Here is a 26,306-nt window from a genome sequence, read left to right as displayed (position 1 = left end):
TATGTCTACTGACATGTCTACTGATACGCCTAGGGGCAGGTCTATGGATCGGTTTACCAAACGGCTGACTCACCGATTCAAACAGCGTTTCCGTCATCCGCCCAAGGCGCGGCCCGCGAGCCGCCTGGACCAGAACGGCTTGCGCCAGTGCGTGCGCGTGGCTGGGGGCGGGCTGCTGGGGTTCGTGGTCAGCCAGTTGATGGGCTGGAACTACGGGGTGTTTTTCACCGTGTTCCCGATGTTCCTGCTGGGCATGGTGCCTGTATTGAATGCTGGCATCATCCGTCAGTTTCTGGCCAATGGCAGCCTCAACGCGCTGGAGGTCAGTGTGGTGGTGGGGCTGTTGAAGCACATGCCGGTGGTGATGACGCTGGTGGTGCTGGGGCTGTTTCTGCTGCGCTTCTCCTTGATGGCCAGAGGGCCGCTGTTTCTGTTCGGTGCCAACGGCGTCTTGACGCTGAGCATACTGCTGCACTTTGCCAGCTACCCCAGCGTAGACCTGGGCGATTTGCTGGCCAGCAACCTGATGGCCAGCGTGCTGGCCGTGTTCATCGCCATGCTGATGCATACCCTGTTCCCCGATACCGAGCCCCGCCAGCCGCCGCCCAGGGTGGCCAAGCCGCTTGCCCAGGTGCGCCATGAAACCCTGCTGGGCGGGATCACGGCCACGCTCTCGTTCGTGGTGTTCCAGGTGTTCGACTTGCAGGGGTCGCTGTCGGCGCAAATGGCCACCATCCTGATTCTGTTCACGCTGGGGTATCAGGGCGCTCGGGTGTCGGCGGCCAAGCGCGCCGTGGGCACCTTGCTGGGATGCAACCTGGCGCTGGCCATGCAGCTCGTCCTCTATACCCAAAGCCACCATTTCCTGCTGGTGGTACTGCTCTATTGGCTGGGCCTGATGCTGTTCGCCCGCGAGCACATTCTGGAAGGCGGCGGCTCTGGCATCGGGTTTGGCGGCTTGACCACGCTGGGCATTCTGTTCGGGCAGTCGCTGGGGCCTCAGCAGGACCTGGTGTACAGCGCGCTGTACCGCTTCTCTTCCATGAGCGTGGCGCTGGTGGCAACGCTGGTGGTGATGGCGTGCGTGCAGCGGGTGCTGAACCGCTTTGCGGCCACTCGGCTTGCTTGAAGGCCGCTTGAACAGGCACCAGGCCTTTGCAAAAAAGAAAATGGGCAACTTTGGCAATACCCGCTACGCTGATAACAGGCCGCACGGTCAGGTAGACCCGCAGTACAGCGGCCGCTTCCCTACTAACGGATTAGAGGTGTTCGTCATGGCAGGTACTTCAGATAAAGCAAAAGGCACAGCCAACAAGGCAGCAGGCAAAGTGAAAGAGGCGGCTGGCAAGGCGACGGGTAGCACCAAAACCGAAGCCAAAGGCAAAGCGCAGCAGGCCAAGGGCGAACTGCAAAAAGGCAAGGGAGAAGCCAAGGACAAGCTCAAGAAGTAATACGACAGCCACCGAGTATGTATTCGTTGCCGGATGGCTAGCCCCAGGGCCAACCGTTCAGGTTATCGATCCGGCGGCCAATACTCTTTCAAAAACAACACCGGAGCCCTTGGGCTCCGGTGTTGTTTTGTGCGAGCCGTCAAAGGGGCCAGCAGGCTTAGGCTTTGTACGAAAACTGCCTACGCTCGCCCATACGGCGTTAAAAATCGGCTCAAAGTACTCATTTACACCTTGTAAACTCCGTCTTTTCGCCGATTTTTGCCTTGTCTGGCCATCGCTCGCCGACCTTTCGTACAAAGCCTAGTGCCCGTGAGAGACGCCGGTGCCGCCCACCGCGACGATATTGAACGGCTTGCCTTCCAGGGCCATCTCATCGACCTTTTCGAAGGTTTCCGCACTGACGAAGTGCAGCGTTTCGGTAGCAGGGTCGGTGACCACGATATGCTCACCCGCCACGGCAATGCGTGGGCGCGGGTCGTTCCAGTGGCCATCCATGGAGTAGGGCTCGGTCAGGCGCAGCGATTGGGTCAGCTCGCCGTTCAGCACATCCAGTTGATGCAGCTGGCCATCTTCGGTGAACACATAGGCGTAGCGGGCGCGAATCGGGTCCACCGCAAAGTGCACGCGACGGGTAGGCAGTTGCACCAGCTGGAAGCCTTCTTCACCTTCGGTGGGGTCGACCAGCAGCACGCGGTCTGGCCCGTAGTTACCCAGGAAGTACTGTAGCCCGGTGCCGCCCAGCAGGGTGGAAGCACTGCCTTCCGGCAGGGAACTCGGGTAGGGCAGATGGGTGATCTGGGGCGTGCCGTCTTCCGTGGCGATCAGCAGCAGGCCGGTGTGGCAAGCCAACGCATAGAGGCTGCCAGAGCCCGCCGAGCCGTGCAGCCCAGGGCAGGCCACTTCGTCGCCGACCAGGTGGCCATCGCTATCCAGCACCTTCGCACCGACCGGGCGTTGAGACGCATCTTCCGGGTTGACCACCGTCACCACCGCATGCTGGTGGAAAGGCACGGCCACTCCGTGGTGCGCCGCCTCCACCGGCACCGTACGGACCTCTGGGGAGTCTGCCAACAGGCTGCTTTCGGTGAACAGACGGGCTTCGTCTTCACCATCGAACCACTGGGCAATGTAGCCCTGGCGCTCGACGAAGTGGGCGGGGCGCTCTCCTTCCAGAACCGTGCTCAGCAGCGCCGGGTCGGCCACCTCGATATCGGCGTGGTCGCCGTGGTCATGGAAAGCGATGCCGGTATTGATCACCGACACCGTGTTTGCCGCTCCTTGTACGGCAAATACCGCCTCGCCGCTACGGGTGCGATGCAGCGCCGCCGGGCCTTCCAGCTCGAAGGTGTCCAGCAACGACTTCTCCGTGGCGTCGATGACGTGGACCACGGCATCCTGCTGGTCGGCGACCACCAGCCGCCAGGCCGTGACGTTTTCATCGTCGCCATGGCTGTGGCTATGGCTATGGGAGTGGTCGTGGGCCTGCACGGCGGCACTGCCTACCGCGAAAGCGAGCGCGGTCAACGCTTTGCCTACAAACATCGGGGTCATCGTTTCTCTCTCCTTGAGCCCAGAAGGGGCGTGGTTAATCACCTGGGTGGCTACTGCAGTGCCGTGACCAGGGTGTCGACGTTATGGCGCATCATGTCGAGGTAGCTGGCCGCCGGGCCATCCTCCCGCGACAGCGCGTCCGAGTAGAGGGTGCCGCTGAGCGACAGGCCGGCCTCCTGAGCGATTTGCTCGACCAGCCGAGGGTTGGAAATGTTTTCGGCAAATACCGCCACGGCGCTCTGCTGCTCGATGGCATCGATCAGCTTCGCCACATGGGCGGCGGTGGCTTCGGATTCGGTGGAGACCCCCTGCGGGGCCAGAAAGCGCACGCCGTAGGCCTCTTCGAAGTAGCGAAAGGCATGGTGAGCCACCACCACGGTACGCCGGGATTCGGGAATCGTGGCGATGCGCGCGTGGATTTCCTGCTCCAGCGCTTCCAGGTCCTGTTCGTAGCGCTGCTGGTTGGTGCGGTAGGTATCGCAGCCTTCCGGGTCCGCCTCGCAGAAGGCGTCGGCAATGCGCGCGACATATGCCTTGGCATTGGGCACCGACTGCCACGCGTGGGGGTCATAGGGCGCTTCATGGAACACCGCCCGGTCGCCATAAAAGTGGTAGTGCCTGCCCATGGGGTCTTCGAGATGCACCGCGTGCTCCGAGACGGTGACCACGCTGGCTTCGGTACCACTGGCCTCGATCAGACGGGTAAGAAAGCCCTCGAACATTAGGCCATTGATGAGCACCACGTCTGCCTGCGCCACCTGGCGAACGTCGGCGGGGGTGGGCTCGTAAACGTGGGCGTCGTCGTTGGCGCCCACGATGCTGGTCAGCGCGATGCGTTCACCACCGACCTGGCGGGCCAGGTCTTCGATGATCGAGAACGAGGCCACCACGTTCAGGGCGGGCTCATCGGCCATGGCGTTCAGGCTGCCCAGCGCCATCATGCCCGCCGCCAGCAGAGAAGGTACGCGTTTCAACAGACCCACGGTGAGGCTCCTTGATTGAATGTATATGTTATAACATAACAACAAAGGGGCCGAACATGAAAGAGGTCGAACATCCAGTGGGTTGCTCCCCCCGCCCGCAGGCGGGGGGAGAGCGGTCACACCTCCTGGTACAGCTCGCTGCCTTCCCGGCGGAATTTCTCCGCCTGCTCCTGCATGCCGCGCTTCACCGCCTCGGCGTCGCTTTCGCTGGCGTTTTCCGGGGTGCGGTCGCGGTAGGTGTCGCGCACTTCCTGGCTGATCTTCATCGAGCAGAACTTCGGCCCGCACATGGAGCAGAAGTGGGCCACCTTGGCGGAATCCTTCGGCAGGGTTTCATCGTGGAATTCCCGGGCGGTGTCCGGGTCCAGGCCCAGGTTGAACTGGTCTTCCCAGCGGAACTCGAAGCGCGCCTTGGAGAGCGCGTTATCGCGCCGCTGCGCCGCCGGGTGGCCCTTGGCCAAATCCGCCGCGTGGGCGGCAATCTTGTAGGTGATGATGCCGGTTTTCACGTCATCCTTGTTGGGCAGGCCCAGGTGCTCTTTCGGCGTTACGTAGCAGAGCATGGCGCAGCCAAACCAGCCAATCATCGCCGCCCCAATGCCAGAGGTAATGTGGTCGTAGCCGGGGGCGATATCCGTCACCAGCGGGCCGAGGGTATAGAAGGGCGCTTCGTCGCAGTACTCCAGCTGCTTGTCCATGTTCTCCTTCACCAGGTGCATGGGCACGTGGCCGGGGCCTTCGATCATCACCTGCACGTCGTGTTTCCAGGCAATGTGGGTGAGTTCGCCCAGGGTTTTCAGCTCCGCCATTTGCGCTTCGTCGTTGGCATCGGCAATGGAGCCGGGGCGCAGGCCGTCGCCCAGCGAGAACGCCACATCGTACTGCTTGCAGATCTCGCAGATCTCCTCGAAATGGGTGTACAGGAAGCTCTCCTGATGGTGATACAAGCACCACTTCGCCATGATGGAACCGCCACGGCTGACGATGCCGGTGACGCGGTTGGCGGTGAGCGGCACGTAGCGCAGCAGTACCCCGGCGTGGATAGTGAAGTAATCCACCCCCTGTTCCGCCTGCTCGATCAGCGTATCGCGGAAGATCTCCCAGGTGAGGTTCTCGGCAATGCCGTTGACCTTCTCCAGCGCCTGATAGATGGGCACCGTGCCAATCGGCACCGGCGAGTTGCGGATGATCCACTCGCGGGTTTCATGGATGTTCTGGCCGGTGGAGAGATCCATGATGGTATCCGCGCCCCAGCGGATGCCCCAGGTCATCTTGTCCACTTCCTCTTCGATGGAAGAGGTGACCGCCGAGTTGCCCAGGTTGCCGTTGATCTTCACCAGGAAGTTGCGGCCAATGATCATCGGCTCGCTTTCCGGGTGGTTGATGTTGTTGGGAATGATCGCCCGGCCACGGGCCACCTCATCGCGCACGAACTCCGGCGTGATCTCCTTGGGCAAGCTGGCGCCGAAGCTCTGGCCCGCATGCTGATGGCCCAGAATGCGCTCTACTTCTGCCGTTCCCAACGCCTGGCGGCGCTGGTTTTCCCGCAGGGCGATAAATTCCATTTCCGGCGTGATGATGCCCTGGCGGGCGTAGTGCAGCTGGGTCACGTTCTTGCCCGCTTTCGCCCGGCGGGGTGTGCGGGTCAAATCAAAGCGCAGCTGGGCAAGGGTAGGGTCGTTGGCGCGGCGCTGGCCATACTGGCTGGTGGGGCCATCCAAAAACTCGGTGTCATTGCGCTCTTCGATCCAGGCCCGGCGCAGCTCCGGCAGGCCCTGGCGCAAATCGATGCAGGCGTTGGGGTCGGTGTAGGGGCCGGAAGTGTCGTACACCAGCAGCGGCGGGTTCTGCTCATCCACGCCGCTGGTTTTGGTGGGCGAGAGGGTAATTTCCCGAAACGGCACGCGAATATCCGGCCGTGAGCCTTCCACGTACACCTTGCGCGAGCCGGGCAGTGGGGCCACGGCGGCGGCATCGACCTGGGCGGTTTCGGCTAAAAAGTGCGCGGTTCTGCTTTTGACGGTCTTGGTCATGACGGTTGCTCTGTGTTGTAGGAGGTTATTCAGAAAGGTCTAAACCCATCTGCCAGAAGTCGATTTCCAGGCGGGTGGCATCGCGGAAGATCTTGCTCAGCTCAGCAAAACGGGCAGGGGTGACATCCGCCAGGCGGGCATCGAGCCACGCAAGCTCGGCCTGCATGGCGGCCTGGAACTCCTCGCCTTCGTACATGGCGATCCAGGCATCGAAAGGATTCTGCTCGCCGCGCAGCGTAGAGGGCTGCGCGTTCAGCCAGTTGGCGATTTCGCCGTAGCCCACCAGGCACGGGGCCAGCGCCACGTGCAAATCGAGCAGGTCGCCGCGGTTGCCGGTGTCCAGCACATAGCGGGTGTAGGCCAGCGTAGCGCGGGCTTCGGGAAGTTCGGCAAGCTCCTGCTCGCTGATGCCCCACTCCTGGCAAAAGCCCACGTGCAGGCCCAGCTCCACATCCACGATGGCTTTCAGGCCCTCGTGGGCTTGGCGCAAATCCGCCAAGGTAGGGCTTTTGTAAGTGGCCAGCGCGTAGGCGCGGGCGAAGTGGATCAAGAACAGGTAATCCTGCTTCAGGTAGTGGCGAAACGACGCCTCAGGCAGCGTGGCGTTGCCCAGCTGACGCACGAAATCGTGCTCGATGTAAGCGCGCCAATCGTTCTGGCAAGCGGTGGTGAGATCGGTAAAGCGGTAGCCCATATTGAATGCCTCCGGTGGTACAGCGAACCGGCGCACGGGCGAAAGGAGAGTGAGTTGGGGCAAGGTATCAGGTGAACACGGCGCACCCCAACCACCGCTTGATTCCTACGCCGGTACTAGCCGGATCAGGTTCAACGGGCCCCGCCGTGACGACTTGCTGTAGCAGCCAGCCGTATAGCGATCTCAGCCGGTTCCACCGGCACCCCGTCAAGCAGTATTCAGCGCAGTGTAGGAGGCGGGTGGGGGAGATGCAAGGGGGCGTATTTTATTGGGCGCACAGAGGTGGTCTGCCGTGAGAGCAATAAACGACAAGAAAAAGGCGATGGCGTTGAGTGCTTGACCCCCATGGTTACCTTGACGCGTTCCATCAGTTTCATGAGGAAATGGCTCCATATTGCTGTTTATAAAAACAGTAATATTGAGGTGAGTAAAACGCGCAAGCCCGAGAATTTTGGCTACATCGCCAAAATTCTCTTTGCACGCTGTAGAATCAATGAGGTAGATTCAATTTGGTGGCTATGAAACCTCAGTCATTGTGATGTCACGTTCATTGAGGTTTCATGGCAGGACGTATAATCACTGTTAGGTGCGCGAGTATCAAAGTATGAGATGTTGTAGCAGAGAACTCAAAAATCCAGACATCGTTGACGGAACTGCATACTTTGTTTGCCCTGAATGCGGTGGTGTTCGAGAAGTTGAAAACTATCGAGTTTACACGCACGAAGAAGCTCTTAGTTACTTCAAGGAAAAATATGGATTCACACTACCTAAAGAGTATGTGAAATTCTCCGAATCAGAAGAAACTAAGGTAGTTAAACTCCCGTCTTGTGAAAACGAAACTCTACAATACTATTTTGGTGAAGGCTTTTACGAAATTGGCACGTTTGCAAGCGTAGATCCTAATTCGGAATACTCAATATATAGCTCCATAAGCTCTGGCAGAGAGTGGGGCCTTCCGGAAACATATGTGCCGCTAGAAGGTGATGGCCATACATGGTTGGCCCTAGACTATGGAGATTCTTTTACTGAACCCAAGGTTATTGTCACAGAGACGGATGAAGGCAATAGTCTAGTTGTGGCAAATACTTTTAATGAGTTTGTATCAAATCTCCTTCAATATGAAGAGGTTTATGATTTAAATGGTAATGTAATCTACAGTGAATAAAGCACCTAACAAGTCAAAGCACGCGGACTTGGTAAAGCTGTCACCTTTTTCGCTTGCGCAAAAAAGCCGCCAACTTCACTAATCCGGTGTTTGAGGCGTTAGCACTACAACCCAAAGGAGAGAGAATGGACACTTTTAAAGCATCAGTACAATACAATGACATGAAAGGTAGCGCAGCTGCCGACCGCGCGGATAAAGAGAATGCAGCAAAGTGGCTCAAAGACAATGACTTGATCAGCGACGAAGAGTTTGTTGTAGGCGTCAAAATGTGGGCTGGAGAGAATCATGGCACCCATAAGGATCCAGTTTACGTTACGTTCTTCGTGACCGACCTGAAGGGGCACCCTGATCTTCCTTCTTTGCTTGCTGCTAGTGGTGATGTAATAGAAGCAAGGCGCGTACGCGTGGATATGAACCTCGTTGACTTCTTCGGTCTGTTCAAACGACTGGAAATTACTTTGTCGAATGGCGGCATGCTAGAAGGAAAGTCTTATCCGTATGAATAGGCAGTGTGCTAACAAACGCGTTAAAGGCGACGCTCGTACCTCGCGCGCTTTACGCGGGCGTTAACACTCAAGGAGAGACTGTGCCTCTATACAAGTATTTGACACCTGAGAATACGTTGAGGGTTTTGGATGGGAGTGTCAGATTTACTCAACCTGGGGCTTTCAATGACCCGTTTGAAATGGTTCCAGAATTACATGTTCCGGAGGATTTCGAACCCAAAGATATCTCTATCAGCTTTGACGTACTTGCACCAAGAAGGCAGCCAAGTGTTGGAGAATTACCAATTGACTTTGAGTCTGACCATTGCAATGACATCAACTCCAGAAAGATTTTAAGCTCTCTGAATCAGTCCGTTGGTATTCTATGTTTATCTAAAAATGAGTCATCTCTGCTAATGTGGTCACATTATGCAGATGAGTACTCAGGAGCTGTTATTGAGTTTGACGAAGAACATGAATTTTTTACGGGCCTATTTAATATAGAGTATCGAGAGCAAAGACCTAAAAAGGACATTAGTGCTTATTTAAGTGGTGAATCTCCAATTCCTATAGCCGAGCTTTGTGTAAAGCCCAAAGATTGGGAATATGAGCAAGAATATAGAATTGTTAGAAATCTCTCTGATTGCAAGAAGGTTGGTGATTATAAGGGCTTTCCAGTTTATGTAATGAATGTCCCAATGGATGCGATAAAGTCCATCACTCTTGGTGAAAGAATGCCTCTAGAGCGCCAAAGAGAGATTTGGAACAAAATCAAGAATACAAAGATTGCATTGAATCTGGCTGCTATCGCCAACTGGGGTTACGAGTTTAGAAAAGAATCAATTAAGTATAATCTTCCTGCTTCTGAAATGAACCCTTTGATAAGTCCGAGAACAGCCCATGTATTTTCTGAACTTGAAAATGAGTTTGGTGAAATAGCTCGATGGATGATAAAAGAGCATAAGTTGAGCGATGTTGCTAACCATACATTGTAAAGTGTTAACAAACGCAAGCAGTCGGAAAATTTACTCGCTAGCGCTCCTAAATTTCCGCTGTTGCGGGCGTTAAATACCAAGGAGAGTGTAGGTGTACGAGTCAAATTTTTTAGATGCGCTGGAACGAACAACACGCTTTGGCCTGAACGCTCCGGGCGTTGAATTAAGTGATACCCGTTTTCTGACCCAAGAGGCCTTAAGCTGCCTTCCAATTGCGATACGAGACATTATGGGCGAGTTGAGCGAAGAGGATGTCGTGGCTCAGTGTCTCTCGCTTCATATGAGGCTAAAACCGGTTATCGAAAAAATTCTGCGTTGTGACGCCTACTACACCATCGGTTGGGTGAGCCTTGAAAAAAGCGAAATGTTCAAGCAGACAGAGGAAAGCTTGTCCGAGATGCTCAAGCGCGGTATCAACGGCCCTAGTATAAATATCCATGCGTGGCTGACCCTTCCCTCACTGGAGATATTGGACTTCTCTCTTCCAACGACTTACGCAAAGATTCATGGTCTTGAGGACGGCAAAGGTGCGGTAGTCTCAAAACATCCATCAGAGCTCACCGGTGGCATGATGTATCAGCCGATGTTAGTTGGTGAGGAGTTCCTATCGAAATCGGGCGCCATGAGGTTCTTCGCCACGTATAGTATTTAACAAGCGCATGTTGCCGGACTGGTTTTTCGCTGCGCTCCAAAGCAGCCGCAAATGCGAACGTTATGCCTCAGGAGACTAATCACCGATGGATCAAGATTGGATTCTTCAAAAGAAGAAGACCCGTCGTACATTTTCTAAATCGACTTGGGTACCTTTGCGAGCTTCTGTAGAGAACGAGAACGGCAACGTTAAAAACATAGGTTATAGCAACGAGTTCTTTGGATGTGGGTCCGTTGCGTTCTCGCCAGAAAACCGTGAAATAGCTGAGAAATTAAGCTGGGGGGACATCGGGCTTAGCAGAACGATTGCCCCTTATGCATACGAGGATGGCTTCTACTCGACTATTTATGAGTATCAATATAACGACAAAGAACCGATAGGCGTTCACTTAGTCCTGGAGTTACCTTTACCAGTTGTAGGAGGAAGGCAATGGATATTAAACCCGGACCTTGTTGCAGCCCTTCGCCTCATTAAAGAAGGGGATAATTGGGTTCGGCCTGAAGAGAATTTTGTGGTTGTCGCTCGTGAGACTCTCGACGAGAACGGTGAGCAGCGCCTCATAGAAATCAAGAGAGAATACTTACTTGATTACTTGGCCGCTAGGAACTTAGCGTTACGGCTCTCTTACTACCGTCAAAGAGTTGAAAATGTATCCTCTCTTGAAACTAGCGACTACGCAGGCATAGAAGGCCATCAAGAAGAGCGAGATGGCGGTCGATATGAGCTACTGGTTCGCGACATCAACGACGTTTTTGGCGGAAGCTGGGCAATGTTTCGCACTTGGCGAACTGACGTAGATGAAGAAGATGATGCACCCGTGATGGGACCAGAAACCAACGAAAACACTGATTATGAAAGCTCCCAAGGACAAAAAGGTGGCTATAAAGGTGTTCGAGTGGAGGGGGAGTTCTGGCGGGACGAATGGATAGATCACCAAGGGACTAGCACTCGCGTAAGAGGGGACGCAGATAACAACCTACCTCAGTTCATAGTGGAAACTGATGGTACTCGTTTGCCGTCTGCCGAATTAAATAGTGAAGACATTGGAAGATGGCTTTGGTTTCGTACCAGTATTATTAATGAGCTTCTTGAGCTGCGTGGATTTTCGCTCGGGTGGTATACAGCAGAAACTGGCGGAATCAAATCAACTTCCGGGTATTCGATTCACTTTGGGATAAACTCTTCAGATTTAATCACCGTCTACGCTGATGACATTGCTCGCCTTCCTGCATGGGAGCAGCATATCTGGGCGGCACATAATGTCGTTCCAGATGGGAAGGTATCAAGTGAGTTGTTGGAATCCCAAGTGAAGGCTCAACCGGCATCTACGCATGCCGTGGAGGATCTTTTCTTTGAGGTAATGGCTATGCTTGAAAACGGATTTCGTCACACCTTCGGCGTTCCGCTCTTCACACATGACATTAACCGCTCAGAAGTTTTGAAGCACATATCTCGTTTTGCCAGCAAGGATCAGGCATCTCTTCTTCGGCTCGCAAAAGAACTTGTTCGTGTATTTTCTGACAGATTGGATGTGTGTGAGCTTCGTAAACTTTCAACACATTCAAATAAAGACAAATTGGGTTCAAATAAACTACTAGAGGATGTGCTGGCTCAAAAAGTAGGGCCTGAAAAAGCTCGTAAAATATTTGGCCCAATCGCAGGGGCATACGATATGCGAGTAGGTGATGCTCATCCTACCAGTTCGAAGATCGGGGATGCGTTAAAGCTCGCGGGGATTGACGACAGCAGCTCATATTTGCGACAAGGAGAGCAGTTAATATCCAATTTTGGCCAATCAATTTGGTGGATTGGAAAGTTACTATTCGGAAAACCATAAAGTGAAATACGCGGGACATTGGCATAACAAGGCGCTGCTGCCGGACAAATTTTACGCTGCGCTCCAAATTTGCCGCAGAGCGCGGCGTTAGGCTCTATCATGGAACTCGTACAAGCATCTACACATCTACTTGATAGCAGCCCTCTAAAAGGAATTTCTAGGGGGCTAATTTATTACGTTCATACGGGAAGGAATGCTTGGCATAGTACATGGGTAACTCAGTATGCAAACGGCTGCATGCACACTACTTTCGAATCCGCTAAAGAATACGCAGAGAAGAGAAGAACTAGAGGAACTGTATTTTATATCAAGCAATTACCCTGCTTAATATTTCGTAGTCAAAACACCTGTGTATTGGTAACTGAAATCAACAACAGAAATCCTCTGTCCGGTTATTCTCCTGATGCAACAACCGATGACGTAGCCTACGGCCTTAATAAAATAGAGGGAGCGCTTAATAACTATTTGAAAATTGGTGCCCCAATCAATGGTGTAGTAATGTCGTTTCTTCCAAATAGTCGGTTTTGGAATGTGAGACCAAGCCCAAGAGATTCAGTAATTATTCTAGCGTCCAATAACCCAGCTATGCCAGTAGAAAAAGTTCCCAGTGATAGCTTATTGGCATATAAATCATACTCAATTGGCGGTAATTATTATCTTGGCTGGTCTGGCATAGAATCAGAAATAAAGAGGCTGGCAGTATTGCAGCTATATCGAAAAGCTAAGCCTAAAAAATCAAGTAAGAAGGACGCGCAAAAAACGCGCGCCTCTTCTTGAGGCTTTGTTAAATTTTTTGCCTACCCTCGCAGACTATGCTGTAATACATTGTAGTCACCCAGTATGAGGGGCATAATCATGAGCGTCACCACGGTTCGCCTTCAGGCAGAAGTTGAACAGCGTTTGGAAGCAATCGCCAGCAGGCTGCACCGTAGCAAAAGCTGGGTGATCAACCAGGCATTGTCGGAATACATAGAAAAGCAGCAGCTTGAGCAAGAGCGTTGGAAACAAACGCTAGATGCAATGGAGTCTGCTGCCCAAGGCAAGGTCGTTGATGCCAGCGAGGTTCACAATTGGCTTAATAGCTGGGGAACCGAAAACGAGCAGGATGCGCCGAGGTCAGGTAAGTGAAGCTGGTTTACACGGATGAAGCCATTGATGATTTGAAACGCCTCAGGGAGTTCGTTGCTGTGCACAACCCGTCGGCGGCAGCCAGGATTGCTACCGAGCTGGTTGGCAAAATCGAATTACTTCCCGACTTCCCCAGAATGGGCACACCAGTTGAAATGGCACCGGTGCCTGACTCTGTTCGAGATATGGTTTTCGGAAAATACGTTGTTCGATATTCAGTTCATGCCAGTGCCATCATTATTCTCCGGGTGTGGCATGGCCTTGAGGGCGAACGATAGCAATTTAACCAAACGCGGCACTTGGACGCCCTTGTCTCCGCTTCGCTACGTCCTGGTCACGGGGGCACTTTGGGGTTAGCCCATCACATTGAGGGTTGTGTTCACGTGATATTGCGCATCGCTGTTGGTTTCTTGATCCTGTTCTCGGCATCTGGCTTGGCGAGCGAGCCGCATGCCCCGGCGCAGCCCAGTGAACCGGATGTTCGTTTGGAAACCGCCACCGGCACCCTTTTTGGTTCTTTGCTCCTGCCGCCCTCTACCGGGCCACATCCGCTTGTGTTGCTGCATGCCGGTTCCGGTCCCACGGATCGCAATGGCAACAGTGCTATTTTACCGGGGGCAAACGATAGCCTGAAGCTGCTTGCCGAGGCGCTTGCTGTGCGGGGGATCGCCTCGGTCCGCTATGACAAGCGGGGAGTGGCGGCCAGTGCAGCCGCTGCACCTTTGGAGGATGAGCTACGCTTCGACACCTACGTAGAGGATGCCGCCGCATGGGTTCGTCAGCTTCGGACGGATTCTCGCTTTGGCACGATCACCATGCTCGGGCACAGTGAGGGGGCACTGATCGGTATGCTCGCAGCAAGGCAAGCGCGTGCAGATGCCTTCATTTCGGTTGCTGCACCGGCACGTTCCGCGCCAGAGATTATCCGCGATCAGTTGCGCCCGCAGCTTTCGGATGAGCTGTGGCAGGACAGTGAGCGCATTCTCTCCGAGCTGGAGCAAGGTCGCACGACAGAGGGCGTGCCGCCAGCGTTGGCCTCGTTGTTCCGTTCTAGCGTGCAACCTTACCTGATCTCTTGGTTTCGGTACGTGCCGACCCAGAAAATCCAGCATGCCCCCGGCGAGGTGCTGATCATCCACGGCACCACGGACGTACAGGTCAGTCCGAGCGAAGCGGAGGCGCTCAAGCAAGTGCGTCCAGATGCAGAACTGTTGCTCGTGGAGGGAATGAACCACGTGCTCAAGATGGTTTCGACCAATCCGGCGCAGCAAAGCGCTTCGTACTCAGACGCATCGCTGCCTGTAGCCCCACTGTTGGTGGAGCGCATCGTCGAATTCACCGACCGTGTGCAGCGTCTACCTTAGAAGCCCAACCAGCCTTATCGCCATTAAGGCGCTCCTGCCCTGGGCCGCTGGGGGCTGATATGTTAGGCCTTAAGTGGCTTATCCTAACAGCATCTGTTTGAAAAACTGGTTGGTGATCTTGCGAGGGCCTATCCACATTGAGGGAAAGCTCAGCGTTAAATCAGTAGTGATACCGCAGTTGGGCAATAAGCAAAGCGTCGTCCGTGACCTTGTAAACGATGCGGTGTTCTTCGTTGATTCGCCGAGACCAGTAACCCGCGAGGCTGTGTTTAAGGGGTTCTGGCTTGCCGACTCCTTCAAATGGCTCTCGCTTGATTTCTTTGATTAGCTTGTTGATTCGGTTGAGAATCTTTTTGTCAGTTTTCTGCCAGTACAAATAGTCTTCCCAGGCGTTCTCGGAAAAGATGAGCTTCATTCAAGAAGCTCCTTTTCCTGACCGCCCCCTTGCTCCAACTCGGCAACGGATTCCAGTAAACGGCGGGCGTTTTTGGGCGCGCGCAGGAGGTAGGCTGTCTCTTGCAGTGCTTCATAGTCTTCGAGAGAGATCATGACCACGGATTGCGCCTTATTGCGGGTGATGATCACAGGAGAGTGGTCTTCACAGACCTGCTCCATGGTTTTTGCTAGGTTGGTTCTAGCGGCGGTGTAGCTGATGGCATCCATAAAGGGTACTCCTGTACGCGATCTTGTTAATGTACAGAATAGCGTACAGGGTTGGGTTTGCCAATTGGCTTCGCCGCGTTCGGTTTTCTCCACTTTAAAACAGCGGTTGAGCCGGTGATACCCACGAATCGTATCCCACGCTAAGCCGTTGATAGGCGATTGCTCACACCATCATTAAGCTCTGCTTGCGTGTTGGCGGCGGATAGGCGGCATCCAGCTGTGCCAGGTCCTCGTCATCGAGCCGGACCTTATCTGCATCAGCGTTCTGTTTGAGGTGGTCCAGGCTCACGGCTTTCGGAATCGCGATCACGCCGGGGTGGCGCAGTGCCCAGGCAAGCGCGATTTGCGCAGAGGTGGCGCTGTGTTTGTCGGCGATGCGTTGCAGGGTGCCGTCTCGAAGTAGCGCGCCGCCTTGCCCAATGGGGCAGTAGGCCATAAGCGGCATGTTTTGCTGGGCTTGCCAGGGCAGCAGGTCGTATTCGATGCCCCGTGCTTCGGGGTTGTAGAGGACTTGGTTAGTGGCGCACGCGGGCGCTTTTAGCTCTTCCAGGTCGTCAACGTCGAAGTTCGATACGCCCCAGCGCAGGATCTTGCCTTGCTCGCGTAGCCGCTCAAACGCTTCCACGGTTTCGCTCAGCGGGTATTGGCCGCGCCAGTGCAGCAGGTAGAGATCAATCGTATCGGTGCCCAATCGGCGCAGGCTGCGTTCGCAGGCGGCTTGAACACCTTCGGTGCTGGCATTGTGGGGATAAACCTTGCTGACCAGATACGCCTGCTCGCGCCGCCCACGAATGGCTTCACCCACGATTTCTTCAGCGCCGCCCTCGGCATACATCTCGGCGGTATCGATCAGCGTCATCCCCAAATCCAGGCCTTCACGCAGCGCCCTGACCTCAGCCTGCCGCTGCCTGGTATCCTCGCCCATGTGCCAGGTCCCCTGACCAATACGGGGTACGCTCACGCCGCCTAGCTCAATCGTCTGCATATCTTGCTCTCCTGATGGCATTTCTGTTGCGATGTGGTTCTGACTGCCCGAGGCCATCGCCGTTCATGCACCCAGCGTAGACTATCCGTGCCTCGAAAATTTTCTATTTTGTCTCTTCAAGGATACGTTGCTATAGTCTATTGAAGTAACAGGCGTTAGAGATACCATGCCGGAAATTGATGCGTTGCTAGGCCTTTCTTTTTGCTTGTATTTTTTTGATAACAAGCAACATAAGCTACCCCACCTTCATGTGAAGTATGGTAGCTACGAACTGATCATTGCGATTGAAACGGGTGAGTGCCTGGAGGGGTATCTACCTAACAAGCAGCGTAAGAGAGCGGAGAGCCATATTTTCGAGCACCGTGAACAGTTGATGGTGATGTGGCACAAAGCAGTGAATGGCGAAAACCCGGGTAAGCTAGGTGATGTATGCTAAAAATCGTGGATGTTGATGTCATTTCAGGTCATGCCTTGGCGCTAACGTTCAGCGATGGCTACCTCGGCCGCGCTGATCTGACAGCTTACTTCAGTAAGCCTCCCTTTTCTGAGATCAAGGATTTCAAGCGTTTTTCCTTAACACCAGAAGGATCCCTCAATTGGAGTGGCAACGAGCTTTCTGCGGCAACACTGCGTGCTATTACCAAAGGTGAGCAAAAATCCGCAGACGTTTTTGTTAACGTTCAAGAAATGGAAGCCGTCATTAAGCAGGCTTCCTGGGAATCGATGAAAGAGGGACGCGCCGATATTTTGCAAGCCGCCATTCGCTCTTATGTGGAACAATTTGGTCACAGTCAAGTGATTGCCAAAGCAGGTATCAAAAGTCGCACCAGTGCTTATCGTTCCTTAAAACCTGAAACCAGGCCCAATTTTGATACGTTGGTTCAACTGGGGCACGCAGTGATTGAGCTCGCGCAAGAGCGTGCTGTCAGTATCAACGAGTCTTCCATTTAAGCTGTATTCTGCGTTTACGCATTGAAGGTATTCGCACCCAGCGATTGAGCTAAAGGAACCCCCATGGCCGAATACACCGCTTCCATTCACTGGGCCCGTGGGGCCGATGAAGCCTTTATAGATCAGCGCTATAGTCGTGGGCACGAGTGGGTGTTCGATGGGGGCGTCCGCGTGGCGGCGTCGTCATCGCCCCATGTGGTGCCGTTGCCCTACTCGGTGGAGGCCAACGTCGACCCGGAAGAGGCGTTCGTGGCCTCGCTTTCCAGCTGCCATATGCTGTTCTTCCTGGCCCTTGCCGCTCAGCAGGGCTTGGTGGTGGAAAGCTACGTGGACCACGCCGTGGGGGTGATGGAGAAGGGCAGCGACGGGAAAATTGCCATGACCAGGGTGACCCTACGGCCCAAAGCGCTGTTTGCAGCGGAAACACCTTCAGTCGAGACGCTCGAACAGCTCCATCACGCCGCCCATGAAAAGTGCTTTATCGCCAACTCCGTCAAGACCGAGGTCGTGACCGAGATTCAGCGTTGAAGCGGGGCTGTAGGGGCTGCGCAGGATGGCAAAACGTCCTGGCAGCGGTTAGCCTAAGCGGTTGATGGATACTCTCGTTAAGCGGATGGGCACTGCCATGGAACACTCCTCTAACGTCACGTTGGCGCTGGCCGACGCTTCGACATTCGATGCATTCAAGCAAGAACTCAAGGCCTCGTTCAGCGTGGCCGTGGAAGAGGCCTTTGGTGCGGTAGAGCCGGGACTGATTCCATCGGATGACGATATCGACCAATCCCTGACCGCCCCCGATGCCGTGGTGCATCACATCCTTCTGGATGGTGAGAAAGTGGGCGGTGCGATTGTCACCCTGGAGGCATCGACCCAGCGCAATACTCTGGATCTGTTCTACCTCTTGCCCAACTCCCTCGGGCGTGGGGTGGGCTACCGTGCCTGGCAGGCTATCGAGCAGGCGTACCCCGCCACGCGGGTATGGGTGACCCACACGCCGTACTTCGAAAAGCGCAACATCCACTTTTATGTCAACAAGTGTGGTTTCAAGATCGTCTCTTTTTACCACCGCGACTACCCCGCCCCAGGCGACGAGGCGCGGGGCAGCAAGGCACACAGGCTAGAGTTTTTTGGTTTTGAAAAAGTCATGATGTAAGCCCGCAAGAAAAGGATTTTAAAGTGACCGTAAGAGCAGCAGAAAGAAGCGATATTGCCGCCATGGCTGATGTGTATCAGGCCTGTTTCCCCCGCGAGAAGAACCATGTCCAGTGGATCGAGGCATCGTTTAACGCCTACCCGCGGGGCGTGTACTACGTGGTAGAAGTAGCGGGCGTGGTGCGTGGCTATATCCTGTGGTGCGTAAAGAACGGCTTTCGGGAAAAAAGCATCATCGAGCTGGAGCAGATCGGCATTCATCCCGACGCGGCGGGCCAGGGGCTGGGTAAGCGGCTCATCGTGGAGTCATTGGCTCCGTTCAAGGCCCACGTGCGTGGCCTGGGCTGCGGTGTCGGGGCGGTGATGGTAACCACCTCGGAAGGCAACTTCGCGGAAAAACTGTATCAATCGACCCTGGGGGTTTCCCGCGCGGCGGTGGTCAGCGGTTATGGTGCCGGGGATGAGGTGATTCTGTATAACCCCAGCATGGCGTAGCCAGCGATGGCGTGCGGAGAATTTTCAAGGAGCAGCACATGAAAGGCGAGTGCCTGTGTGGGGAAGTGGCGTTCACGATCGAGGGTGAGCTGCCTCACCTGTACCAGTGCCACTGTTCGTTATGTCGCAAGGCCACCGGCGCGGCGGCCAATGCGGCCACCTTCGTCCCGGGGGAGCAGTTTCAGTGGCGCTCGGGGCAGGAGAATGTCCGCTCGTATCAGCGGGAAAGCGGCTATCGCAGCGACTTTTGCGCCACCTGCGGTAGTCCAGTGCCGAATCAACTGCGCGGCAGCGACTGGATGTGGGTGCCTGCCGGGCTGTTGGAAGGCGAGACCGATGCCAGGGTGGCGGTGCATTTGCACGTGGCCTCGGCAGCTACCTGGGAGCAAGAAACCAACCACTGCCAGCGTATCCAGGGCTCTCCCGAGAGCCTTCAGGCACTTCACGCTCTGCTTCAGTAGGCGTGCGGATGAGTGGCCAGTGTCCTGGCTATCATCGTACCTTGCAAAAGTCGCGCTACACTCATGTTGTCTATTTTCCCTCACGGCCAGGAAGGTTACCCATGAATCACCGCCAACCACGCTGGATGCGTGCTGCGCTGTCGGCGTGCGTGCTGTTTGCTTCGTCTGTTGCGATGGCGCAAGACGATCCCATCAGCGCTGAGCTGGCGCGTATCGAACAGGCGCTGGACGCGCGCATTGGCTTTGCGGCGCATGATCTGGCCACGGGCAAGCGCTGGGAGGTGAACGCGGACGAGCGCTTTGCCATGTCCAGCACGTTCAAAACGCTGGCGTGTGGCGCGCTGCTGGAGCAAGTGGATGAAGGGCAGCTAGCGCTGGATACCGAGGTCAGTTTCGATGAGTCGGCGCTGGTGACTTACTCGCCGGTGACCGAGCAGTATGCTGGCCACCGGCCAATGACGCTGTTCGAGCTGTGCGATGCCACCATGACCACCAGCGACAACACGGCGGCCAACCTGATACTGGAAGCCCTGGACGGGCCGGAAGCCATCACGGCTTTTGCACGCCGCCTGGACGATTCCGTCACGCGGCTCGACCGTTTCGAAACCGAGCTGAACGAAGCCACGCCTGGGGACGAGCGCGACACCACCACGCCCAATGCGATGTTGGCCACGCTGGAAACGCTGGTGCTGGGCGATGTGCTCACCCCGGAATCTCGGCAGCAGTTGCAAGACTGGATGAAGGGCAACGCCGTGGCCGATGGGCTGTTTCGTGCCGCCATGCCTTTCGATTGGGTGATCGCCGATAGAACCGGTGCAGGTGGCTATGGCTCTCGTTCCATCACGGCCATCATCTGGCCTCCTGAGCAGGCGCCCACCGTGGCCGTGTTCTACCTCACCGAAACAGACGCAACGTTCGAAGCGCGCAACGAAGCCATTGCGTCGTTGGGGGAAGTGGTGCAAGCGTATCTGGATGAGCGCTGAACATCGCTCCTGAGCACCCGCAGGGTGGCTCATGGCTACCCTGCGGGTGATGTACATGAGGCTACGCAGGTTACAGTGCCTGTAGCATACTGGTAACGCCACCGCCGGTATGCTCTATCAGTACCATCACCCCAATCCCGATCAATACCACCCCGCCCATCAGCTCTGCCCAGTGGCCCACGTAGCGCCCCAGTTTGTGGCCGAGCAAGGTGCCCATCGAGGCCATGACGGTGGTCGCCAGGCCGATGGCCAAGCTGGTGGTAATGATATCCACGTCGATAAACGCCAAGCTGGCGCCGACGGCCATGGCATCCAGGCTGGTGGCAATGGCGGTCAGTACCAGTAGCCAGAGCGTTTGCTTGCGGTGGGCTACCTGCTCTTCTTTTTTTAGCCCTTCGTACATCATGTGCAGGCCAATGGCGGTCAGCAGTACAAACGCGACCCAGTGGTCCCAGGCTTCCACGTACTGTTGAGAAGCCTTGCCTGCTACCCAGCCCAGCACTGGGGTGATCGCTTCGATGGTGCCGAATATCAGGCCAATGCCCAGGGCATGTCGCCAGCGTGGTTTGGTCAGTTCGGCCCCTTTGCTGAGTGACGCAGCAAAGGCATCCGCCGACATGGAAACCGCTAAAAAGAGCAGGGCTACAGGTGTCATCGCAAACGGCTCACGTTATCTGAAGAACCAGTGAATACCTATACCCGAGTATGTGGGTCGGGTATTTGAATGGACGGAATCCTATCAGGTTTTAGAGTGATAACAAGCGCGTGATTAAAAAATAAAGTTTTCGTTAAGTAATAAATATAGCCTTGGCTAAGAATATGAATGTCAGCTTATTTTGTTGGTGTTTATTAATCTTGCAGGCAGGTTGAAACGAAGAAAAGGCCAAGCACGATGAACAGTCCGCTCTCATCGTGCTTGGTTCAGGGCTGAGCTTGTCAGATTAGCCCGCTAACCCCCACTCAATGGTGGGAAGTGCAGAGGCAAAGAAGGGGCGATCACCTTTTATCGTCACTCGCTCACCGCGACGTGCTTGCCCAGCGTAGTCGAAAATAGCGCGGTGCTGAGTGCAACGATTATCCCAGATGGCCAGGCTGTTGGGTGTCCAGTTCAAACGCACGGTCCATTCGGGGGCCTCTTGATGCTGGTAGAGAAACGCCAGCAAGGCTTGGCTTTCGGCATGGCCAAGCTCCACGATTTCCCGGGTGAAGCCACGGTTGACGAACAGGCTTTTGCGGCCTGTTTCCGGGTGTGTGCGTACCACGGGGTGAATGGCCTCCGGGTAGGTGGCCCCATTGTTGAAGCCAAACTGGCTGCGGTCTTTGGCCGCTTGATTGCCATAGTGCAGGCGGTAGGTTGCCTCTCCTGAGTGAACAGCGGTGAGGCCCTCCAGAAAACGCTGCAGGGCGGGAGAAAGCGCTTCGTAAGCAGCATAGCCACTGCTGAACAGAGTGTCTCCACCTCGTGCGGGAACTTCGCGCAGGTATAACAAACTGCCCAGCGGCGGCTCTTCGTCGCAGGAAACATCCGAGTGCCAGTGCCCGCCGTTGACAGCACGCTTGCCGCTTCGAATGGCTTTGGGGTCATTCGAGGAGTTGGCATCGGCTTCGATGGGGAATATCTCCGGGTATCCCTCGGGAGCCTTGGCCATGGGGTGAATATGCAACTCGCCAAAGCGCTTGCCCAAGGCAATATGCTGGTCTCGGGTAAGCACTTGATTGCGCAGTATCAAGACCTGGTACTCCAGAAACAGCGCTTTGAGTGTGGAAAATCCCTCTTGGTCGAGGTGTGCTGCGTCGAGCCCTTCGACTTCTGCGCCAATATGACCACTGAGTGGGCGTACCGACAGGCCAGTGTTTTTATTTCGATTAGTCAGCATGTGGTTAGTCTCCTGGCGTAGGTGGCCGAGCCTTTTTTTGAAAAGCATCGTTTTGAAAAGCGTCGTTTTGAAAAGAGTTGCGTTGCTGTCGTGACACTATTGAAGACCCTTGAAGAGATTTCCAAATAACAAAATCGGCTAACGTTTTTATACGATGCACATGGCGTTTTTTTGAATAACGTTTTCAGCCAGGGAGTGATAAGCGTGCTTAAAAGAGTCATTTCTGATGATGCCAGCCGCTCGTTAAGGTGGTGCCATCCATCACTTGGCTTGGAGCACTTTCATGAAACAACGACTGTTTTCTGCCGTTGGCGTATCAGGCACCCTATTGGCCGCCTCCTTGGCAACGGCGTCTCCGGTGTTTGCCGCCGAACCGCTGCGTATTGCCGAGCAGTTCGGCATTACCTATCTCTTGCTGCATGTTGCCCGTGACCAGTCGCTGATCGAAAAATACGCTGCCGAGCGAGGGGTAGACGTAGACGTTGAGTGGCTGCAGCTGTCAGGGGGTGCAGCGGTCAACGATGCGCTGTTGTCGGGCAGTATCGATATTGCCGGGGCGGGCGTTGGGCCGCTGTTGACCGTGTGGGACCGAACCCATGGCAATCAGAATGTGAAAGGCGTGGCGTCGCTGGGCGAGTTTCCCAATTTCCTGATCACCAACAACCCTGAGATACGCACGCTGGCCGACATTAGCGAGCGAGACCGCATTGCCGTGCCTGCCGTCGGCGTATCGGTGCAGTCACGTTTTTTGCAAAAGGCGGTGGCGGATGCCTTCGGCAATGATCAGTTCGATCGGTTGGAAGGCAACACCGTAGCGTTACCCAATCCCGATGCCACGGCTGCCTTGATCAGCGGTGGCACTGAAATCAACACCCACTTCTCAGCGATCCCTTTCCAGTATCAAGCGCTCGAACATGAAGGCGTGCACAAGATCACCGATTCGTACGAGATCATGGGCGGGCCGATTTCACCTACCGTTCTGTATGCCACGGAGGCATTCCGCGCTGACAACCCTGAGGTCTACGCAGCGTTTCTGGAGGCCCTGGAAGAGGCCAGAACCTTCATAGAAGAAGACCCTCGCGAAGCGGCTCACATCTATCAGCGCTTGAGCGGCACGCAGCTGGATATCGACTTTCTGGAATCGATCATTACCGATGAGCAAGTGAGTTTCTCGCTGGTGCCCCACAACACCTTCCCTCTGGCAGAGTTTCTGTTTGAGGTCGGCGCGATACGTAATGAGCCCACCTCATGGCAGGACTACTTCTTCGATGATATTCACGCTTGGGAGGGGAGCTGATGTCGATTGCACTGCGTAAACGCCATGTGCTGGGTGAGGCCTCGCTGGATCGTGAGGCTTACTCCCCAACGAAAACACCCGTTGCCGCTGCAGCCCCCAGGCTGGAAGTCGACAACGTCACTTTGGAATACCGCACGCGTCAGCATGTCGTGAAAGCCACGCAGCAGGTGAGCTTCAACGTGCAGGAAGGTGACCGGTTCGTACTGCTGGGGCCTTCGGGCTGTGGCAAGTCTACGCTGCTCAAGGCCATCGCGGGCTTTCTTACCCCTGTGGAGGGCAGTATTCGCCTGGATGGTCATACCTTGCATGGCCCTGGCCCCGACCGCATCGTGGTGTTTCAGGAGTTTGATCAGCTACCGCCCTGGAAGACTGTCAAACAGAACGTCATGTTCCCACTGCTGGCCTCTCGCACGTTGGGCCGCAAGGCGGCGGAGTCACGTGCGCTGGAAACACTGGATAAAGTCGGACTGAGGCAGTTTGCCGATGCCTACCCGCACACGCTTTCCGGTGGCATGAAACAGCGCGTGGCCATTGCCCGAGCGCTGGCCATGCGGCCACGGATATTGCTGATGGATGAACCCTTTGCAGCGCTCGATGCGCTCACTCGGCGCAAGATGCAGGAAGAGTTGCTGGCCCTGTGGGAGCAAGAGGGCTTTACGCTGCTGTTCGTGACCCACTCCATCGAAGAGGCACAGGTCATTGGCAACCGAGTGTTGCTGTTGTCGCCCCATCCCGGACGAGTGCGCGCCGAGCTGGGCTGCGCTGACGATAGCTTGCACAGCCTGGGCAGCGAAGCCACGAAAGCGCGCACGCAAACCATTCATCGGCTGCTATTCGAACATGAGGTGGCGCCATGAGTGTGTTAGCCAATCCTGTGGAAGAGACCCAGGTCACGTCTTCCACGACCACGCGTTACAGCTATGTGGAAGGGCTTTATTGCCCGCGCTGCGCGGCCGAGTACGCCCATCAGCACGTTCAACAGCTTTGCCAGTGTGGCTCGCCGCTACTGGTGCGCTATGACCTCGAGGCGCTTGGGCGTTCATGGTCGAAGGAGGCGCTTGCCCTGCGCCCCTGGAACCTGTGGCGTTATCACGAGCTGCTGCCCGTGACGACACCAAGTGCCATCGTCAGTTTGGGGGAAGTGGTCACACCGCTGATCGAGTTGCCTTCACTGGGTGCCGACATGCGCCTGCATAATCTGGTCATGAAAGACGAAGGCCTGTTACCCACGGGGTCGTTCAAGGCGCGCGGGGCGGCGGTGGGCATTTCCCGCGCCAAAGAATTGGGGGTGACGCACCTGGCCATGCCAACCAATGGCAATGCGGGTGCCGCGTGGTCGTTATATGCCGCTCGGGCAGGCATCAAGGCCACCATCAGCATGCCGCTGGATGCCCCCTTTATTACGCGCCAGGAGTGCGCTGCAGCAGGCGCCCGTCTAACGCTGGTCGATGGCGTGATCAGTGATTCGGGCAAACAAATTGCGGAGTGGGTAAACGCCACCGGTCATTACGATGCTTCCACTCTCAAAGAGCCATATCGCATCGAGGGCAAGAAAACCATGGGCCTGGAGTTGGCCGAGCAGCTCGGTTGGCAACTGCCCGATGTGATTCTGTACCCCACGGGCGGTGGCGTTGGGCTCATCGGTATTTATAAAGCCTTGCAGGAGCTTCAAGCACTGGGTTGGGTGACCGGCAAGCTGCCGCGCTTGATTGCCGTGCAAGCCAGTGGCTGTGCGCCCATCGTCAAGGCGTGGCAAGAAGGCGCTCGGGTATCCGAGTTTTGGGAGCGCAGCCATACCCATGCGTTTGGTATCAACGTACCGAAGGCGTTGGGGGATTTTCTGGTGTTGGATGCCCTGTATGCCACTGGTGGGCGTGCCATTGCGGTGAGTGAAACAGCCATTCGCTGGGAGCAAACCCGAGCAGCCCAATTAGAGGGCACCTTCGTATGTCCAGAGGGCGCCGCTGTGCTTGCCGCTGCCAGGGAGTTGAGCACGCTCGGCGAAATCGGCACTCATGAACGCGTGGTGGCGCTGAATACGGGCGCGGGCATCAAATACCCCGATAGCCAATCGTTTCAAGTCGACGTACTGGGTAAAGAAAGTGCTATTCCCGTTCTGGGAGAGACGACGGCCTCAGGAGATTCACATGAGCGTACATGACCTGCGTAGTTCCATCGACCCACGTGCTGATCGCTTCTTTGACTTGCCGCCTGTCGATGAACGCGATTTGAAAGTCACGCGCAGCGCTGGTCAACGACTATGGGATCAGAGTGTGGTGCGTAAAACCGTCATTCTGCTGTTGTTGGTGGCCGCTTGGGAGGTGGTGGCCAGGGTGCAGAACAATCCGCTGATGCTTCCCAGTGCCATGGAAACCGCGAGTGCCCTTTGGCATGGATTGGCATCAGGCGTGTTGCTGGCAAGGGTGGGGGCATCGCTGAGCGTACTGCTGAAAGGCTTTGCGCTAGGCGCATTTTTGGCCTTGGCGTTGACGACATTGGCGGTGTCCACCCGTATTGGTCGCGACTTGCTGACCACCTTGACGTCCATGTTTAGCCCGCTGCCCGCCATTGCCCTGTTGCCGCTGGCGCTGCTGTGGTTCGGCCTGGGCGAGGCCAGCTTGATTTTCGTGTTGGTGCACTCGGTGCTGTGGGCCATGGCGATCAATATTCACGCAGGCTTTCAAGGTGTGTCAGAAACGCTACGCATGGCCGGGCGCAATTATGGTCTCAAGGGATTGCGCTATGTGGCGTTCATTCTGATTCCCGCGGCGCTGCCTGCCTTGCTGGCGGGGTTGAAAATTGGCTGGGCGTTTGCCTGGCGTACCCTGATCGCCGCCGAGCTGGTGTTTGGTGCGTCGTCAGGCAAAGCTGGCCTTGGCTGGTACATTTTCCAGAACCGTAACGAGCTTTACACCGATAACGTCTTCGCAGGTTTGGTCGTCGTCATTGTGATTGGCCTGCTGGTGGAAAACATCTTCTTCGATAACGTCGAGCGCCTGACGGTGAAGCGCTGGGGCATGGTGCGCTGACATGTCTACCTAGCGAGCTGTTGGCTCTCCATGTCCCTTCAACGGCTGCCTTGAGCTATTGTATGTTTGGCCATT

The 26,306-nt window shown here is 55.6% G+C and carries 31 protein-coding genes and 1 riboswitch; of the genes, 22 read left to right on the top strand and 9 right to left on the bottom strand.

Translation table 11 applies throughout. The features are described from left to right. Positions 1-43 precede the first annotated feature (43 nt). Positions 44-1,129, top strand: a complete 1,086-nt coding sequence (locus IE061_RS01830; RefSeq protein WP_144981848.1) for a DUF2955 domain-containing protein — start codon at positions 44-46, stop codon at positions 1,127-1,129. 7 nt (positions 1,130-1,136) lie between these two features. Continuing rightward, complete coding sequence (locus IE061_RS18275) at positions 1,137-1,451, top strand: CsbD family protein (RefSeq protein ID WP_373294923.1); 315 nt, start codon at positions 1,137-1,139, stop codon at positions 1,449-1,451. A 300-nt stretch (positions 1,452-1,751) separates the two neighbouring features. Here IE061_RS18275 and aztD read toward each other — a convergent pair whose 3' ends face one another. The 4 genes from aztD to tenA form a co-directional block, all read right to left on the bottom strand. Then, positions 1,752-3,002 (bottom strand): zinc metallochaperone AztD, encoded by a 1,251-nt coding sequence (gene aztD / locus IE061_RS01820; RefSeq protein ID WP_193460808.1) that lies wholly within the window; start codon positions 3,000-3,002, stop codon positions 1,752-1,754. Between the two features lie 50 nt (positions 3,003-3,052). Next, complete coding sequence (gene aztC / locus IE061_RS01815) at positions 3,053-3,985, bottom strand: zinc ABC transporter substrate-binding protein AztC (RefSeq protein ID WP_193460807.1); 933 nt, start codon at positions 3,983-3,985, stop codon at positions 3,053-3,055. Between the two features lie 116 nt (positions 3,986-4,101). Beyond that, positions 4,102-6,018 (bottom strand): phosphomethylpyrimidine synthase ThiC, encoded by a 1,917-nt coding sequence (thiC, locus tag IE061_RS01810; protein WP_230478345.1) that lies wholly within the window; start codon positions 6,016-6,018, stop codon positions 4,102-4,104. Between the two features lie 25 nt (positions 6,019-6,043). Then, complete coding sequence (tenA, locus tag IE061_RS01805; protein ID WP_193460806.1) at positions 6,044-6,712, bottom strand: thiaminase II; 669 nt, start codon at positions 6,710-6,712, stop codon at positions 6,044-6,046. A gap of 85 nt (positions 6,713-6,797) precedes the next feature. After that, positions 6,798-6,929, bottom strand: a riboswitch (TPP riboswitch). Positions 6,930-7,316: 387 nt separating this feature from the next. Here tenA and IE061_RS01800 point away from each other — a divergent pair. The 9 genes from IE061_RS01800 (at position 7,317) to IE061_RS01760 (ending at position 14,338) form a co-directional block, all read left to right on the top strand. Then, positions 7,317-7,877, top strand: a complete 561-nt coding sequence (locus IE061_RS01800; RefSeq protein WP_139525297.1) for an SMI1/KNR4 family protein — start codon at positions 7,317-7,319, stop codon at positions 7,875-7,877. Between the two features lie 125 nt (positions 7,878-8,002). Further along, entirely contained in the window at positions 8,003-8,383 is a 381-nt protein-coding gene (locus IE061_RS01795; protein WP_139525298.1) for a hypothetical protein, read from the top strand. A gap of 80 nt (positions 8,384-8,463) precedes the next feature. Further along, on the top strand, positions 8,464-9,357 hold the full coding sequence (locus tag IE061_RS01790; protein WP_193460805.1) for a DUF2971 domain-containing protein: 894 nt from the start codon (positions 8,464-8,466) through the stop codon (positions 9,355-9,357). Between the two features lie 91 nt (positions 9,358-9,448). Beyond that, positions 9,449-10,009, top strand: a complete 561-nt coding sequence (locus tag IE061_RS01785; RefSeq protein WP_193460804.1) for a hypothetical protein — start codon at positions 9,449-9,451, stop codon at positions 10,007-10,009. An 85-nt stretch (positions 10,010-10,094) separates the two neighbouring features. Continuing rightward, positions 10,095-11,846 (top strand): hypothetical protein, encoded by a 1,752-nt coding sequence (locus IE061_RS01780; protein ID WP_193460803.1) that lies wholly within the window; start codon positions 10,095-10,097, stop codon positions 11,844-11,846. A gap of 99 nt (positions 11,847-11,945) precedes the next feature. Then, entirely contained in the window at positions 11,946-12,623 is a 678-nt protein-coding gene (locus IE061_RS01775; protein ID WP_139525302.1) for a hypothetical protein, read from the top strand. A gap of 78 nt (positions 12,624-12,701) precedes the next feature. Next, positions 12,702-12,974, top strand: coding sequence for a CopG family ribbon-helix-helix protein (locus IE061_RS01770; protein ID WP_139525303.1), 273 nt, complete (start codon positions 12,702-12,704; stop codon positions 12,972-12,974). Next, positions 12,971-13,252: a type II toxin-antitoxin system RelE/ParE family toxin gene (locus IE061_RS01765; protein ID WP_139525304.1), complete on the top strand. Its 282-nt coding sequence runs from the start codon at positions 12,971-12,973 to the stop codon at positions 13,250-13,252. The genes IE061_RS01770 and IE061_RS01765 overlap by 4 nt, the downstream gene beginning before the upstream one ends. A gap of 105 nt (positions 13,253-13,357) precedes the next feature. Beyond that, positions 13,358-14,338 (top strand): alpha/beta hydrolase, encoded by a 981-nt coding sequence (locus IE061_RS01760; RefSeq protein ID WP_193460802.1) that lies wholly within the window; start codon positions 13,358-13,360, stop codon positions 14,336-14,338. A 160-nt stretch (positions 14,339-14,498) separates the two neighbouring features. On the opposite strand, the gene IE061_RS01755 is transcribed toward IE061_RS01760, so the two are convergent. The 3 genes from IE061_RS01755 to IE061_RS01745 all read right to left on the bottom strand — a co-directional run bounded on the left by IE061_RS01755 (position 14,499) and on the right by IE061_RS01745 (position 15,986). Further along, positions 14,499-14,753 carry a Txe/YoeB family addiction module toxin gene (locus tag IE061_RS01755; protein WP_117618974.1) on the bottom strand — a complete coding sequence of 85 codons (255 nt, stop codon included), beginning with the start codon at positions 14,751-14,753 and terminating at the stop codon, positions 14,499-14,501. Next, a complete protein-coding gene (locus IE061_RS01750; protein ID WP_039176654.1) occupies positions 14,750-15,001 on the bottom strand; it encodes a type II toxin-antitoxin system Phd/YefM family antitoxin in 252 nt (83 codons plus the stop codon). The genes IE061_RS01755 and IE061_RS01750 overlap by 4 nt, the downstream gene beginning before the upstream one ends. A 163-nt stretch (positions 15,002-15,164) precedes the next feature. Then, complete coding sequence (locus IE061_RS01745; protein ID WP_193460801.1) at positions 15,165-15,986, bottom strand: aldo/keto reductase; 822 nt, start codon at positions 15,984-15,986, stop codon at positions 15,165-15,167. Between the two features lie 166 nt (positions 15,987-16,152). Between IE061_RS01745 and dhiT the strand changes: the two genes are divergently transcribed. From dhiT to bla, 7 genes are all read left to right on the top strand, one after another. Continuing rightward, positions 16,153-16,422, top strand: a complete 270-nt coding sequence (gene dhiT / locus IE061_RS01740) for a type II toxin-antitoxin system toxin DhiT (protein WP_189463936.1) — start codon at positions 16,153-16,155, stop codon at positions 16,420-16,422. Continuing rightward, on the top strand, positions 16,416-16,937 hold the full coding sequence (dhiA, locus tag IE061_RS01735) for a type II toxin-antitoxin system antitoxin DhiA (protein ID WP_189463935.1): 522 nt from the start codon (positions 16,416-16,418) through the stop codon (positions 16,935-16,937). The genes dhiT and dhiA overlap by 7 nt, the downstream gene beginning before the upstream one ends. 63 nt (positions 16,938-17,000) lie before the next feature. Then, positions 17,001-17,465: an OsmC family protein gene (locus IE061_RS01730; protein WP_193460800.1), complete on the top strand. Its 465-nt coding sequence runs from the start codon at positions 17,001-17,003 to the stop codon at positions 17,463-17,465. Between the two features lie 97 nt (positions 17,466-17,562). Next, a complete protein-coding gene (locus tag IE061_RS01725) occupies positions 17,563-18,090 on the top strand; it encodes a GNAT family N-acetyltransferase (protein WP_096922491.1) in 528 nt (175 codons plus the stop codon). Positions 18,091-18,113: 23 nt separating this feature from the next. Beyond that, positions 18,114-18,584 (top strand): GNAT family N-acetyltransferase, encoded by a 471-nt coding sequence (locus tag IE061_RS01720; protein WP_193460799.1) that lies wholly within the window; start codon positions 18,114-18,116, stop codon positions 18,582-18,584. 38 nt (positions 18,585-18,622) lie between these two features. Further along, positions 18,623-19,045, top strand: coding sequence for a GFA family protein (locus IE061_RS01715; RefSeq protein ID WP_189463932.1), 423 nt, complete (start codon positions 18,623-18,625; stop codon positions 19,043-19,045). Between the two features lie 101 nt (positions 19,046-19,146). Beyond that, a complete protein-coding gene (gene bla, locus IE061_RS01710; protein ID WP_193460798.1) occupies positions 19,147-20,028 on the top strand; it encodes a class A beta-lactamase in 882 nt (293 codons plus the stop codon). A 70-nt stretch (positions 20,029-20,098) separates the two neighbouring features. Here the strand turns inward: bla and IE061_RS01705 are convergent, their stop codons facing one another. Together IE061_RS01705 and IE061_RS01700 are read right to left on the bottom strand one after the other, a co-directional pair. Continuing rightward, a complete protein-coding gene (locus tag IE061_RS01705; protein ID WP_039176623.1) occupies positions 20,099-20,683 on the bottom strand; it encodes a manganese efflux pump MntP in 585 nt (194 codons plus the stop codon). A 286-nt stretch (positions 20,684-20,969) separates the two neighbouring features. After that, positions 20,970-21,905 (bottom strand): TauD/TfdA dioxygenase family protein, encoded by a 936-nt coding sequence (locus IE061_RS01700; RefSeq protein ID WP_144981809.1) that lies wholly within the window; start codon positions 21,903-21,905, stop codon positions 20,970-20,972. Between the two features lie 283 nt (positions 21,906-22,188). Here IE061_RS01700 and IE061_RS01695 point away from each other — a divergent pair, with 283 nt between their 5' ends. The 4 genes from IE061_RS01695 to IE061_RS01680 are packed head-to-tail and all read left to right on the top strand — an operon-like array spanning position 22,189 to position 26,231. After that, positions 22,189-23,202: an ABC transporter substrate-binding protein gene (locus tag IE061_RS01695; protein ID WP_039176618.1), complete on the top strand. Its 1,014-nt coding sequence runs from the start codon at positions 22,189-22,191 to the stop codon at positions 23,200-23,202. Beyond that, positions 23,202-24,059 carry an ABC transporter ATP-binding protein gene (locus IE061_RS01690; RefSeq protein ID WP_193460797.1) on the top strand — a complete coding sequence of 286 codons (858 nt, stop codon included), beginning with the start codon at positions 23,202-23,204 and terminating at the stop codon, positions 24,057-24,059. The genes IE061_RS01695 and IE061_RS01690 overlap by 1 nt, the downstream gene beginning before the upstream one ends. Then, positions 24,056-25,363: a threonine synthase gene (locus IE061_RS01685; protein ID WP_193460796.1), complete on the top strand. Its 1,308-nt coding sequence runs from the start codon at positions 24,056-24,058 to the stop codon at positions 25,361-25,363. Before IE061_RS01690 ends, IE061_RS01685 begins: the two co-directional genes overlap by 4 nt. Further along, positions 25,350-26,231: an ABC transporter permease gene (locus tag IE061_RS01680; protein WP_193460795.1), complete on the top strand. Its 882-nt coding sequence runs from the start codon at positions 25,350-25,352 to the stop codon at positions 26,229-26,231. The genes IE061_RS01685 and IE061_RS01680 overlap by 14 nt, the downstream gene beginning before the upstream one ends. The last annotated feature ends 75 nt before the right edge of the window (positions 26,232-26,306 follow it).

Origin of the sequence: Vreelandella hamiltonii (assembly GCF_014651795.1) — a bacterium.
Taxonomy (GTDB): Bacteria; Pseudomonadota; Gammaproteobacteria; order Pseudomonadales; family Halomonadaceae; genus Vreelandella; species Vreelandella hamiltonii.
This window is presented reverse-complemented; position numbering and strand designations above follow the sequence as displayed.

Coding starts and splice junctions, on each gene's coding strand:
- IE061_RS01830 (WP_144981848.1), top strand. CDS start 44: ATGGATCGGTTTACCAAACGGCTGACTCACCGATTCAAACAGCGTTTC.
- IE061_RS01705 (WP_039176623.1), bottom strand. CDS start 20,683: ATGACACCTGTAGCCCTGCTCTTTTTAGCGGTTTCCATGTCGGCGGAT.
- IE061_RS01745 (WP_193460801.1), bottom strand. CDS start 15,986: ATGCAGACGATTGAGCTAGGCGGCGTGAGCGTACCCCGTATTGGTCAG.
- IE061_RS01690 (WP_193460797.1), top strand. CDS start 23,202: ATGTCGATTGCACTGCGTAAACGCCATGTGCTGGGTGAGGCCTCGCTG.
- IE061_RS01770 (WP_139525303.1), top strand. CDS start 12,702: ATGAGCGTCACCACGGTTCGCCTTCAGGCAGAAGTTGAACAGCGTTTG.
- bla (WP_193460798.1), top strand. CDS start 19,147: ATGAATCACCGCCAACCACGCTGGATGCGTGCTGCGCTGTCGGCGTGC.
- IE061_RS01680 (WP_193460795.1), top strand. CDS start 25,350: ATGAGCGTACATGACCTGCGTAGTTCCATCGACCCACGTGCTGATCGC.
- dhiA (WP_189463935.1), top strand. CDS start 16,416: ATGCTAAAAATCGTGGATGTTGATGTCATTTCAGGTCATGCCTTGGCG.
- IE061_RS01685 (WP_193460796.1), top strand. CDS start 24,056: ATGAGTGTGTTAGCCAATCCTGTGGAAGAGACCCAGGTCACGTCTTCC.
- aztD (WP_193460808.1), bottom strand. CDS start 3,002: ATGACCCCGATGTTTGTAGGCAAAGCGTTGACCGCGCTCGCTTTCGCG.
- IE061_RS01780 (WP_193460803.1), top strand. CDS start 10,095: ATGGATCAAGATTGGATTCTTCAAAAGAAGAAGACCCGTCGTACATTT.
- tenA (WP_193460806.1), bottom strand. CDS start 6,712: ATGGGCTACCGCTTTACCGATCTCACCACCGCTTGCCAGAACGATTGG.
- dhiT (WP_189463936.1), top strand. CDS start 16,153: ATGCCGGAAATTGATGCGTTGCTAGGCCTTTCTTTTTGCTTGTATTTT.
- IE061_RS01700 (WP_144981809.1), bottom strand. CDS start 21,905: ATGCTGACTAATCGAAATAAAAACACTGGCCTGTCGGTACGCCCACTC.
- IE061_RS01730 (WP_193460800.1), top strand. CDS start 17,001: ATGGCCGAATACACCGCTTCCATTCACTGGGCCCGTGGGGCCGATGAA.
- IE061_RS01795 (WP_139525298.1), top strand. CDS start 8,003: ATGGACACTTTTAAAGCATCAGTACAATACAATGACATGAAAGGTAGC.
- IE061_RS01755 (WP_117618974.1), bottom strand. CDS start 14,753: ATGAAGCTCATCTTTTCCGAGAACGCCTGGGAAGACTATTTGTACTGG.
- thiC (WP_230478345.1), bottom strand. CDS start 6,018: ATGACCAAGACCGTCAAAAGCAGAACCGCGCACTTTTTAGCCGAAACC.
- IE061_RS01800 (WP_139525297.1), top strand. CDS start 7,317: ATGAGATGTTGTAGCAGAGAACTCAAAAATCCAGACATCGTTGACGGA.
- IE061_RS01695 (WP_039176618.1), top strand. CDS start 22,189: ATGAAACAACGACTGTTTTCTGCCGTTGGCGTATCAGGCACCCTATTG.
- IE061_RS01725 (WP_096922491.1), top strand. CDS start 17,563: ATGGAACACTCCTCTAACGTCACGTTGGCGCTGGCCGACGCTTCGACA.
- IE061_RS01775 (WP_139525302.1), top strand. CDS start 11,946: ATGGAACTCGTACAAGCATCTACACATCTACTTGATAGCAGCCCTCTA.
- IE061_RS01750 (WP_039176654.1), bottom strand. CDS start 15,001: ATGGATGCCATCAGCTACACCGCCGCTAGAACCAACCTAGCAAAAACC.
- IE061_RS01715 (WP_189463932.1), top strand. CDS start 18,623: ATGAAAGGCGAGTGCCTGTGTGGGGAAGTGGCGTTCACGATCGAGGGT.